The organism is Nostoc sp. (assembly GCF_036917155.1).
Taxonomy (GTDB): Bacteria; Cyanobacteriota; Cyanobacteriia; order Cyanobacteriales; family Nostocaceae; genus Nostoc.
This window is the reverse complement of sequence record NZ_JBALDZ010000196.1, coordinates 1-11597: the sequence shown is the minus strand read 5'-3', so window position 1 is coordinate 11597 and position 11597 is coordinate 1. Positions and strand designations below refer to the sequence as shown.

Annotated in this window: 9 protein-coding genes; 8 read left to right on the top strand and 1 reads right to left on the bottom strand. The window is 44.1% G+C overall.

The window, feature by feature from the left end:
• Nucleotides 1–93: 93 nt before the first annotated feature.
• Complete coding sequence (gene hemF / locus V7K67_RS25070; protein WP_335168856.1) at nt 94–1128, bottom strand: oxygen-dependent coproporphyrinogen oxidase; 1035 nt, start codon at nt 1126–1128, stop codon at nt 94–96.
• Between the two features lie 417 nt (nt 1129–1545).
• Here hemF and V7K67_RS25065 point away from each other — a divergent pair, with 417 nt between their 5' ends.
• From V7K67_RS25065 to V7K67_RS25030, 8 genes are all read left to right on the top strand, one after another.
• The gene (locus tag V7K67_RS25065; RefSeq protein WP_334705538.1) at nt 1546–2070 is read left to right on the top strand and encodes an SRPBCC family protein; all 525 of its coding nucleotides are present in this window, start codon (nt 1546–1548) and stop codon (nt 2068–2070) included.
• Nucleotides 2071–2396: 326 nt separating this feature from the next.
• A complete protein-coding gene (locus tag V7K67_RS25060) occupies nt 2397–3467 on the top strand; it encodes an Mrp/NBP35 family ATP-binding protein (RefSeq protein ID WP_334705536.1) in 1071 nt (356 codons plus the stop codon).
• A 245-nt stretch (nt 3468–3712) separates the two neighbouring features.
• Nucleotides 3713–5026 (top strand): rod shape-determining protein RodA, encoded by a 1314-nt coding sequence (gene rodA / locus V7K67_RS25055; RefSeq protein WP_334733308.1) that lies wholly within the window; start codon nt 3713–3715, stop codon nt 5024–5026.
• A 101-nt stretch (nt 5027–5127) separates the two neighbouring features.
• Nucleotides 5128–5325 carry an NAD(P)H dehydrogenase subunit NdhS gene (locus tag V7K67_RS25050; protein ID WP_179066960.1) on the top strand — a complete coding sequence of 66 codons (198 nt, stop codon included), beginning with the start codon at nt 5128–5130 and terminating at the stop codon, nt 5323–5325.
• A gap of 88 nt (nt 5326–5413) precedes the next feature.
• Nucleotides 5414–6070: an HAS-barrel domain-containing protein gene (locus V7K67_RS25045; protein ID WP_179066959.1), complete on the top strand. Its 657-nt coding sequence runs from the start codon at nt 5414–5416 to the stop codon at nt 6068–6070.
• 139 nt (nt 6071–6209) lie between these two features.
• The gene (locus tag V7K67_RS25040; protein WP_334733309.1) at nt 6210–8345 is read left to right on the top strand and encodes a cation:proton antiporter domain-containing protein; all 2136 of its coding nucleotides are present in this window, start codon (nt 6210–6212) and stop codon (nt 8343–8345) included.
• 623 nt (nt 8346–8968) lie between these two features.
• Nucleotides 8969–9919 carry a UDP-glucuronic acid decarboxylase family protein gene (locus V7K67_RS25035; protein WP_334696245.1) on the top strand — a complete coding sequence of 317 codons (951 nt, stop codon included), beginning with the start codon at nt 8969–8971 and terminating at the stop codon, nt 9917–9919.
• 161 nt (nt 9920–10080) lie between these two features.
• Nucleotides 10081–11472, top strand: a complete 1392-nt coding sequence (locus V7K67_RS25030) for a UDP-glucose dehydrogenase family protein (RefSeq protein WP_334733310.1) — start codon at nt 10081–10083, stop codon at nt 11470–11472.
• The last annotated feature ends 125 nt before the right edge of the window (nt 11473–11597 follow it).

The window sequence follows — 11597 nt, the reverse complement described above, 5'->3', positions numbered from 1 at the left end:
TATTCCCTATTCCCTATTCCCTATTCCCTATTCCCTATTCCCTATTCCCTATTCCCTATTCCCTATTCCCTATTCCCTATTCCCTATTCCCTATTATTTCCAGTTTATCCAATCTTGAGGTTTCAAGAATGTCTCATACAACTCGGCTTCAGGGGAATTTGGTTCCGGTTGATAGCCGTATTCCCAGCGTACTAAGGGTGGTAGGGACATGAGAATTGATTCGGTGCGTCCGTTGGTTTGTAGACCAAAAATAGTGCCTCGGTCATAAACCAAGTTAAATTCTACATACCTTCCCCGGCGGTAGAGTTGAAAATTCCGTTGGCGATCGCCATACTCTATCCCATGTCGCCGTTCTACAATTGGTACGTAAGCTGGTAAGAATGCTCTACCACAGCCTTGCACAAAGCCAAACAAATCTTCCCAATTGCGGGTTGCTGGTGTTCCTACCTGGTTGCTATAAATAGCCGCTTCCCCATTGGGATTTGGCCCGCGATATAAAGCACCCTGGCCATCTTGGTAATCAAAAAACAGACCACCTACACCCCTTGTCTCGTCACGATGCTTGAGGTAGAAATATTCATCACACCACTTCTTAAACACCGGGTAATATTCTGGGTGGTGTTGGTCGCAAGCCTGCTTTAATGTCTTGTGTAAATGTGTCGCATCTTCAGCAAAGGGGTAATAAGGTGTCAAGTCAAGACCGCCACCAAACCACCATACTGGCCCCGCTTCAAAGTAGCGATAATTCAGGTGAACTGTGGGCACGTAAGGATTGTGAGGATGTAACACCATTGAAGTGCCTGTTGCATAAAAGCCATGCCCTGCTGCTTCCGGGCGTTGGGCTAAAATTGAGGCTGGCAAATGGGAACCCCAAACTTCAGAAAAGTTTACACCTGCTTGTTCAAATATTGCACCATCTCGCAGCACGCGCGATCGCCCTCCCCCTCCTTCTGGGCGTTCCCAACTATCTTCATGAAACTTAGCTACACCATCTAGTTTTGCTAATGATTCAGTAATTTCGTCTTGCAGTTGTTTCATAAACTGACTGACCCTAGTCTGAGCGTCAGATGCTGGCAAAGACTTGGATGATACTGCTTCTACAGTTGGTGTTTGCGAGTTGGTCAACATAGATTCCCGAACCTAAATTACAATTTCCAGAAAGCCACAAATTTTTAATTTTAAAATTTGGGGGAAACACGCACCAAAAATCTACCTCTATTTGCCCAACCCGCTTTTTTCTTACTGGTTAAGCATTTATACGATTGATGGGCATCACTAGAGTTATTTTCCCTCAAATGCGTATAGCCTTGTGTATTGAATTAGTTTTTTTTGAAATTCTTAATTGGAATATTTTGGTATAAAGACTAGATTTTAGTCTTAAGCTTGAGGTATCAAGGGTTTCACTATCTTGGCTGTTAGGGTTTGTACCGAATCGAGGCTTGCTATGTTTAGGACATTTTTGAGAAAGTTTTAATTTAGGGGTTAAGCGTAGTTGCACACCATACCAGAGTTACCAAAAAGTGTCTAGGGAGGAGGATTAGGAAAATGCAAGGTTGGTTATCCAAATTCATCCACCGCAAACGTCGTCGTTTTTGCGCTTCTCTGGTGTGGACGTATCGAGAGATTAGTTCTGCGTCTGTAGATGAACTGTGGCAAAAAGTGGTTGACTTAACAGATGTTTCCTGGCATCCACAACTTAAGAGTACTAATGTACCCTACGGATTAGTACCCAAACCAGGATTAATTTTTCAAGCTGTAACACGCTTTTCGCCAATTCCCATCAGAATTTTTGTGGAACGCGTCAATCCTAAAGAGATGCTGAGTATCCGAGTGATGGCGATTCCGGGAATAGAAGAACGGGTAACTTACCAAGTAGAGTCAACGGTTTGTGGTACTTGTTTGTCTTATTCTGTAACGCTACGGGGTTGGTTATCGCCCTTGATTTGGTCTTTATCCCGTCCTTACGCAAACCGCGTTGCACGGTCTTTAGTCGAAGCTGTAGAAAAGACGGCATTACCAGCGGTATCCGGTAAGAAAAAATCCCTTAATGACAGTTGTTTTGATTTTTAGGGAGTGGGGAGTGGGGAGTGGGGAGCAGGGAGCAGGGAGCAGGGGAGCAGGGAGCAGGGAGCAGGGAGCAGGGGAGCAGGGGAGCAGAGGAGAATAAATAACTAATAACCAATGCCCAATGCTCAATGCCCAATCCCCAATCCCCAATCCCCAATCCCCAATGCCCAAAGAAAGTTAAGATCCTATTAGGTAATAATGCTATTTGCTAAGTTTTATTATGGCAGTGACAGTGATAACACTAAGCTGACCTTACTTAAGAAAGCATCCAGTTAATAGCTAAGACGTTCCCCACAATTGTATTTATTCATTTTGAATTTTGAATTTTTATGTACGATGTCCTCGATTCCCGCTCTGTCTTAGAAGTTTTGCGACCAGTAGAAGACCCAGAACTCCGTAAAAGTCTGGTAGAACTGAACATGATTCGCAACGTCACAATTGACGGTGGTAAGGTTAGTTTCACTTTAGTGTTAACCACCCCTGCCTGTCCTTTACGTGAATTTATTGTCGAAGACTGTCAGAAAGCTGTCAAAAAACTCCCAGGCGTTACAGATGTCAGTATAGAAGTGACGGCAGAAACACCGCAGCAAAAAAGTTTACCTGACCGCACTGGCATTTCTGGGGTGAAAAATATCATTGCTGTTTCCAGCGGCAAAGGTGGCGTTGGTAAAAGTACGGTGGCGGTGAATGTCGCAGTGGCTCTAGCTCAAACTGGGGCAAAAGTCGGTTTGCTAGATGCTGATATTTATGGCCCCAATGACCCCACCATGCTGGGTCTATCTGATGCCCAAATCGTGGTGCGTTCCACTGAAACAGGTGACATTCTGGAACCTGCTTTTAATCACGGCGTCAAATTAGTTTCGATGGGGTTTTTGATTGACCGAGATCAACCAGTAATTTGGCGGGGGCCTATGCTCAATGGTGTAATTCGCCAGTTTCTCTATCAAGTTGAATGGGGAGAACTGGATTATTTAATTGTAGATATGCCACCAGGAACCGGAGATGCTCAGTTAACTTTAACTCAAGCAGTACCAATGGCAGGGGCAGTAATTGTCACCACGCCACAAACTGTAGCTCTGTTAGATTCTCGCAAGGGATTGCGGATGTTCCAGCAAATGAATGTTCCGGTGTTGGGGATCGTGGAAAATATGAGCTATTTTATTCCTCCCGATCAACCAGATAAGCAATATGACATCTTTGGTTCTGGTGGTGGCTCCAAAACAGCCGCAGAATTGGGAGTGCCATTGTTAGGGTGCGTACCACTAGAGATTTCCACACGAGTTGGTGGTGACAGTGGTGTACCAATAGTTGTCGGTGAGCCAGATTCAGCTTCGGCAAAAGCATTAACCGCGATCGCTCTTACCATTGCTGGTAAAGTATCAGTTGCCGCTTTGACATAAATTAATTTTAATTTCTATCTACTTCCTGGGCTATAGCTTGGGAATACTAGGGATTGGGCATGGGGCATGGGGGGATGAGGGAGCAGGGAGCAGGGAGCAGGGAGCAGGGGAGCAGGGGAGCAGGGGAGAAGTTGCAGTAAGTTTTGCCCCTCTGCCCCTCCGCACCTCTGCCTTTTATGCCCAATGCCCAATGCCCAATGCCCAATGCCCAATGCCCAACATTTAAAAAAGTCTAAACTGACACAATGTTGTTAAAAAGATCACTCCCCAAAATTCGCTGGAAGTCTTGGGTTAAACCCTGGCAGTCTATAGATTGGCTACTACTTTGTTTGCCTATAGCTATCAGTATCTTTGGCGGCACTATGATTCTCAGTACGGAACTGAAGCAGCCAGTAACTGATTGGTGGTGGCACTGGTTGGTAGCAGGTATCGGTGTGCTTATAGCCCTGTTTTTATCTCGTATCCGTTACGAACTCTTGATGCAGTGGCACTGGGTAACATACTCACTAACGAACTTCAGTTTAATCGCCGTGATGATTGCTGGTACCAGCGCCAAAGGGGCGCAGCGGTGGATTAGTTTCGCTGGCTTTAACGTGCAACCCTCAGAATTTGCCAAAGTCGGTATGATCATCACCTTAGCAGCTTTGTTACACAGGAATACTGCTTCTAGCCTGGAAAGTGTTTTCCGCGTTCTAGCAATCACCGCCATACCTTGGGGATTAGTATTTTTACAGCCAGATTTAGCAACATCAATGGTATTTGGTGCGATCGTCTTAGGAATGCTTTATTGGGCAAATGCTAACCCCGGTTGGTTAATTCTGATGATTTCTCCAGTGGTTGCCGCCATTTTGTTTAGTATACCTTGGCCATTCGCAGAGCCGATAGTTTTACTCAAAGAACTATCTTTTGGCCCATTAGGGCTAATTTGGTCAGTGGCGATGGCTATTGTGGGCTGGCAAACTCTTCCCTGGCGCCGATTTGGTTTTAGCGCTATCAGTGCGTGGACTCTTAATATACTGGGTGGCGAATTAGGAGTTTTCGCTTGGAACCATATTTTGAAGCCGTATCAAAAAAATCGGCTCACCGTATTCATGGACCCCGATCACGATCCCCTCGGTGCTGGGTATCACCTAATTCAATCTCGTATTGCTATTGGTGCTGGTGAAATTTGGGGATGGGGTCTGTTCAAGGGGCCAATGACGCAACTAAATTTCGTGCCTGAACAACATACAGATTTTATTTTCTCCGCAGTGGGCGAAGAATTCGGTTTTATTGGTTGTTTGGTAGTATTATTTGTTTTCTGTTTAATTTGCTGGCGTCTACTACATGTTGCCCAAACCGCCAAAGACAACTTTGGTTCCTTGTTGGCTATTGGCGTTTTGTCGATGATCGTGTTTCAGGTGATTGTGAACGTTGGTATGACTGTTGGTTTAGCGCCTGTGGCAGGAATTCCCCTACCTTGGATGAGTTATGGACGTTCTGCTATGCTGACTAACTTCATTTCCTTGGGAATAGTAGAATCGGTAGCAAATTTTCGACAAAGGCAGAAGTATTATTGATGCGTCATTTGTCATTGGTTATTTGTCATTTGTAAGAACCAATGACCAATGACTATTAACAAGTATTAAGCTATTAGAAGGAAACAAGCGAGGCTAAAAACATGATTCTGCCTGGAGCAACTGTTCGCGTCAACAATCCCGCAGATACCTATTATCGCTACGAAGGACTCGTGCAACGGCTGAGTGATGGCAAAGTAGCTGTATTATTTGAAGGTGGTAACTGGGATAAATTAGTTACCTTCCGCCTGAGTGAATTGGAACTCGTAGAAACCACAGCCGGACGTAAAAAAGCCAAATAAAATTAGTTAGGAGTTAGAAGTTAGGAGTTAGGAGTTATGATTCCTCAACTCCTAACTCATAACTCTTAACTCCTAACTCAGCACTGTTATGCGCCTCCCTTTACCACAGTTTGCCACTGGCGATCGCCATCCCAACCATATTGCGGAGGTGATCGAGACTACTAGTACGGAATTTTTAGCTCAGTGTTTGGAACCGGAAGATTTAAGCTTTCCCTCCATGCCACCCTTTGGTAGTTGGGTCTGTTCTGTGGATGAAGAATCTGGCAATCAAATTTATGCTGTAGTGTACTATGCCACAACCATGCCCATAGATTCCGTACATCGGGCTAGAGCGTTGGGATTGTCCTTGCAAGACTTACGGGAGGAACAACCCCAAATTTTCGCTATGCTCCGCACAGAATTTCGGGCTGCGATCGTGGGATTTGAACTATCTTCGCAAAATCAAAGTTATAACCAAAGAGTATATCAGTATCTTCCACCGCGTCCCCCGCAAATTCATCAAGCTGTTTATCGATGTGAACCAGAAGCGATCATTAAATTTACTGAAGAACTAGATTTTTTACGGACACTACTTTGTATCAATGGTGCGCCTATAGAGTCTTTAACCGCAGCTGCGATTCGAGATGTATACCAGTTACGCAAAGCTGACCGAGAATGGTTAATTAAAGCTGGACGTAGCTTAAGTGTGCTACTTAAAGACGACTACGATCGCTTGCGGTTCATTTTAAGTCAAATCCACCCGTAGGTAGTTAATTCTGAGACAATTACTTAGTTAGTGTAAATTAAGATTTTTGATTTTTCGTCAGGTGGCTTCTCCATTTATATCGCTCAGGCGATCGCCCCAAGTAATCGCAGTTTTACCATAGCCCCTTCAATTCCTATCTATGGAACTCTTATCACAAGTTCTTGTTCTGGAACCAACTTCCCAAGTTCTTGGCAAGGAACCCATTGTTCCCTTTGCTATTTTGTTGGTGGTCATCTTAGTTATACCCATCATGTTTGAGCGGCTAAGATTACCAGGATTAGTGGGTTTGGTTTTTTCAGGGCTAGTACTTGGGCCCTCGGGCTGGAATCTATTTCAGCCTGACTCACCAATGATTAACCTACTATCAGACATTGGGTTAATTTATTTGCTGTTTGTCGCTGGGCTAGAAATCGATCTCGAAAAGTTCCGCCAAAGAAAAAGTCGCGCCTTGGGGTTTGCTAGCTTGACTTTCAGTCTACCTCTGTTAATGGGAACTTCACTAGGGCTAATTTTCGGCTATGGCTGGAATACTTCAATTTTAATTGGCTCTTTATTCGCTTCCTATACCCTTTTGGCATATCCGATAATCAGCCGTTTGGGAGTGGTAAACAACGAAGCTGTTACTGTCACCATTGGAGCGACAATTTTTACAGACATTGGTGCAGTGCTAATATTAGCCCTAACTGTAGCGATCGCTCATGATGGGACATTTAGCTTTGCTAAACTACTCACCTTGTCGGGTTGGTTAACTATTTACTCTGTAGCCGTTGTGACCGGCTTTGATTGGGCCGGCAAAGAATTTTTTAAGCGGTCTGGAGACGATGAAGGAAACAAGTTTTTGTTTGTGTTGCTTTCTGTGTTTCTAGCGGCTGTGGGCGCTCAATTAATTGGGGTAGAAAAAATTGTTGGTGCTTTTTTAGCGGGTTTAGCGGTGAATGAAGCTGTGGGTGCAGGCCCAGTCAAAGAAAAGGTGGTATTTATTGGCAGTGTGCTGTTCATTCCCATTTTCTTTGTTGACCTTGGCTTACTGATCGATCTACCCGCCTTTGGGAACAACCTAGACACATTCAAGTTAACGCTGTTAATGATAGTTGGTTTGATTGTCAGTAAATTGATTGCAGCTTTGTTGACAAAACTGCTTTACCGCTACAAGTGGCAAGAAATACTAACGATGTGGTCACTTTCACTTCCCCAAGTTGGTACAACCTTAGCAGCAACCTTAGTGGGATATCGGGCTGGATTACTGCCACTAGCAGTATTACATAGTGTCATTGTTTTAATGCTTGTGACATCAACCTTGGGGCCGTTGCTGACCAGTCGAATAGCTGTTGGTTTAAATTCTTCACCAGCCGAAGATCCAACACCACCCCTACCTGACCAAAATGCACCAGAGGCAGACAGTGCTTTTACTATAGTCGTACCTGTATATAATCCTCAGACTCAGCAGTATCTAATTGAAATGGCAGCATTATTAGCGCGTCAGTCTCAGGGGAAAATTATACCGCTAGCGATCGCTAATGCTGCTGCTCAGATGGATGCACCGCAGTTAGAAACATCTCTACAACGGAGTGAGTGGTTATTGACCAGAGCTACGGCACAAAGTCTAGCCCTGGGTGTAGCCGCAGAACCAGTACTGCGAATTGATGATGCCTTTGCTCAAGGAATTAGCAGAGCGGCTCGCGAACAAAAGGCTAATTTAATTGTTATGGGTTGGGGTAAACGGACTGGGTTGCGAGCGCGTTTGTTTGGGAATGTGATTGATGGTGTGCTTTGGGCCTCCCATTGTCCAGTAGCGGTGACACGTCTAGTAGAATCACCGAAAAAAATTCAGCGCATCTTAGTACCTATAGAAAATTTAACAGCGCCAACATTACAGCCAGTACAATTCGCCCAGATGCTAGCAGAAGCAAATCAGAGCCATATTACTGTGCTGAATGTGTGCGATCGCCGCACTAGTTCCAGTAAAATCGCTTGGAGGCGATCGCACCTTTCCCTATTAGTATCAAAATTGGCTTTGGCTAATACCCCAGAAATTCAAATCATCGCTCACGAAAATGTTGCCCAAGCAATTTTGCAGGCAGCACGATTATATGATTTAGTAGTTTTACCTTTTATACGTAATCGTACCAGTCCTGGAGGGTTAGCCATTAGCGATGTCACAACCCAGTTAGCCAGACAACTCACTTGCTCCATAGTCATGCTTGGAGAACCGCAACGTACTCAAACTAATGTCATTACTTCTAATACAGCTACCAGCATCACATCTGCTGTATAATACCAACTATACTTCAGTCCACTTGAGTGACTTGGGGTGTCAACCCACTCCTGACTAACTTCTATCCAACTAAAAACATAAGTAACCTTAAAAACACTTTATTTTGTTGAAGATTTGATGAAGCTCTACTAAAAAAACAACAATTTTCCAACAATGTTTGTTACTTTGCTAAGTGAACTACTCCGCCGTAAGACGGACGTAGCTCTCCCAATTCATCAGGAATAGCCTCCAGAACTCCGTAGTACTAGAAAGTCTGACATTCCCTCCTCTTGTCAGGAGTCCTTCCAAGACCCAAATCTTTTTCTTGCAACATATACCTATTAGCTTGGTTTTCGCTTATGGCATTGATGGTCAAGACCAAATAATTCTATCAGAAAATCCCCCGCTCACAATCCCCACCTTCAATGTACTCATAACTTGGGGACTTCCGCGACACGTTAAATTCGTCAGGATTCAGCTAGAAATATCACAAAATTACATCCCTAAAAAAAATAGGTAAGTTCAACAACACTTTTTGATTGAACCTTGTTCTTTTTATTTGTTTTGTATTTTTGTACCCAAGCTGGGTAATCTAAAAGTAAGTGCAATAGCTACTGAAAATATTTGTAAGTAACTGGGAAACTATGAGAATTTTGGTAACGGGCGGTGCTGGGTTTATTGGTTCCCATCTCATCGACCGACTAATGGCTGCTGGGCATGAATTAATATGCTTGGATAATTTTTACACTGGTCACAAACGCAACATTCTTAAATGGTTAGGTCATCCGTACTTTGAACTAATTCGCCACGACATAACCGAACCAATTCGCTTAGAAGTGGATCAAATTTATCATTTAGCTTGTCCAGCTTCACCAGTACATTACCAGTACAACCCAGTTAAAACCGTTAAAACTAACGTGATTGGAACACTGAATATGTTGGGGCTGGCAAAACGCGTAAAAGCGAGGTTTTTCTTAGCTTCAACTAGTGAAGTATACGGAGATCCAGAAGTTCATCCCCAAACTGAAGAGTATAGAGGTAGCGTCAATCCCATTGGGATACGTTCATGCTACGACGAAGGTAAAAGAATTGCTGAGACTTTAGCATTTGATTACTACAGGCAAAATAAAGTTGATATTCGAGTTGTGCGGATATTCAACACCTACGGGCCAAGAATGTTAGAAAACGATGGTCGGGTGGTGAGCAACTTTATCGTTCAAGCCTTGCGGGGTAATCCTTTAACCGTATACGGTGATGGTTCGCAAACTCGTAGTTTCTGCTACGTTTCCGATTTGGTAGAAGGATTCATCCGCCTCATGAATAGCGACTACATTGGGCCAGTTAACTTGGGCAATCCTGGTGAATACACGATTTTACAATTAGCACAAACCGTGCAAAATATGATCAATCCAGACGCGCAGATTAAGTTCGAGGCATTACCTTCGGACGATCCCCGACGTCGCCAGCCTGATATTACAAAGGCAAAAACTTGGTTAAATTGGGAACCTACCATTCCTCTGCAAGACGGGTTAAAACTGACAATAGAAGATTTTCGCGATCGCATTCAAAGCGATGTCAATAATTCAATCACCTGAGTGGCATCTCGTGTCACTCTGATTTTTCATGCAGGTTCATCCCCGATAACTAATATGCTTAGTAGCTGAGTTTACTGCCAGTGTGTAAGTGTCAAATTGAGAAATTTTTGTTAGAGAACTTCTTGTTGAAAACTAAGCCCAAAAAAGTGAGGAGTTAAAAAATGCGTGTTTGCGTCATTGGTACTGGTTACGTTGGTTTGGTTACAGGTGCTTGTTTGGCTCATATTGGGCATGATGTAATTTGCATAGACAACAACGAAGAAAAAGTTAAATTAATGAAGTCTGGGCAGTCTCCAATTTTTGAACCGGGACTCTCAGAAATTATGCACTCTGCCATTCAATCGCAGAAAATTCAGTTCAGCACTGATCTCGCCGCCGGAGTCGCCCACGGAGAAATCCTGTTTATTGCTGTGGGAACACCACCTTTACCCACAGGTGAAAGTGATACTCGTTACGTCGAAGCTGTAGCCCGTGGGATTGGGGAAAATCTCAACGGTGGTTATAAGGTGATAGTGAATAAATCTACAGTACCCATTGGCTCAGGTGACTGGGTGCGGATGATTGTTCTAGATGGGATTGCGGAACGTCAGAAAATCCTAGTAACCGCCGGTGGAGGGTCGAGTGATGAGAAATTACCTGAGTTTGCAGCTGAGTTTGATGTCGTCAGCAATCCAGAGTTTTTACGCGAAGGTTCGGCAGTTTACGACACCTTCAACCCCGATCGCATTGTACTAGGGGGCAATAGTCAAAGGGCAGTAGCCTTGATGCAACAACTATACTCCCCAATTGTCGAACGTAAATTCGCTGCCGATCAATCTTTACCCCCTGTGCCAATTTTGGCAACAGACCTCAGTTCGGCGGAGATGATTAAATACGCCGCTAATGCCTTTTTAGCCACTAAAATTAGTTTTATTAACGAAGTTGCTAATATTTGCGATCGCGTCGGTGCTGATGTAACCCAAGTAGCTAAAGGTATTGGTTTAGATTCCCGCATTGGCAACAAGTTTTTACAAGCTGGTATTGGTTGGGGTGGTTCATGCTTCCCCAAAGATGTCTCTGCTCTAATTCACACTGCTGACGATTATGGCTATGAAGCCCAATTACTCAAAGCTGCTGTCAGTGTCAACGAACGCCAGCGGTTAATTGCTTTAGAAAAACTCCAACAAGTTCTAAAAATTCTCAAAGGCAAAACAGTCGGACTACTAGGACTAACCTTCAAACCAGATACCGACGACTTGCGCGACGCTCCAGCACTCATCCTAATTGAGCAGCTAAATAGACTGGGAGCTAAAGTCAAAGCCTACGACCCCATTGTTTCCCAAACTGGTCTGCGTCATGGGCTTTCTGGGGTGTTAGTAGAAACTGATGCCGAAAGACTAGCTGATGGCTGCGATGCTTTGGTACTGGTCACGGAATGGCAGCAGTTTAGCACTCTCGACTATGTGAAGATGGCAAAATTGATGGCTCATCCCGTTATCATCGATGGTCGTAACTTCCTCGACCCTGAAACACTGATACGCGCTGGATTCCAATATGTAGGCGTGGGAAGATAGAGAGTTAGGAGTTAGGAGTTAGGAGTTAGCAGTTAGGAGTTAGGAGTTAGGAGTTAGGAGTTAGGAGTTAGGAGTTAGGAGTTAGGAGTTAGGAGTTAGGAGTTAGGAGTTAGGAGTTAGGAGTT

Bases quoted from the DNA above. Each gene is read 5' to 3' on its own strand.
- V7K67_RS25050 (WP_179066960.1), top strand. From the start codon at position 5,128: ATGATTCTGCCTGGAGCAACTGTTCGCGTCAACAATCCCGCAGATACC.
- V7K67_RS25060 (WP_334705536.1), top strand. From the start codon at position 2,397: ATGTACGATGTCCTCGATTCCCGCTCTGTCTTAGAAGTTTTGCGACCA.
- V7K67_RS25065 (WP_334705538.1), top strand. From the start codon at position 1,546: ATGCAAGGTTGGTTATCCAAATTCATCCACCGCAAACGTCGTCGTTTT.
- V7K67_RS25045 (WP_179066959.1), top strand. From the start codon at position 5,414: ATGCGCCTCCCTTTACCACAGTTTGCCACTGGCGATCGCCATCCCAAC.
- rodA (WP_334733308.1), top strand. From the start codon at position 3,713: ATGTTGTTAAAAAGATCACTCCCCAAAATTCGCTGGAAGTCTTGGGTT.
- V7K67_RS25030 (WP_334733310.1), top strand. From the start codon at position 10,081: ATGCGTGTTTGCGTCATTGGTACTGGTTACGTTGGTTTGGTTACAGGT.
- V7K67_RS25035 (WP_334696245.1), top strand. From the start codon at position 8,969: ATGAGAATTTTGGTAACGGGCGGTGCTGGGTTTATTGGTTCCCATCTC.
- hemF (WP_335168856.1), bottom strand. From the start codon at position 1,128: ATGTTGACCAACTCGCAAACACCAACTGTAGAAGCAGTATCATCCAAG.
- V7K67_RS25040 (WP_334733309.1), top strand. From the start codon at position 6,210: ATGGAACTCTTATCACAAGTTCTTGTTCTGGAACCAACTTCCCAAGTT.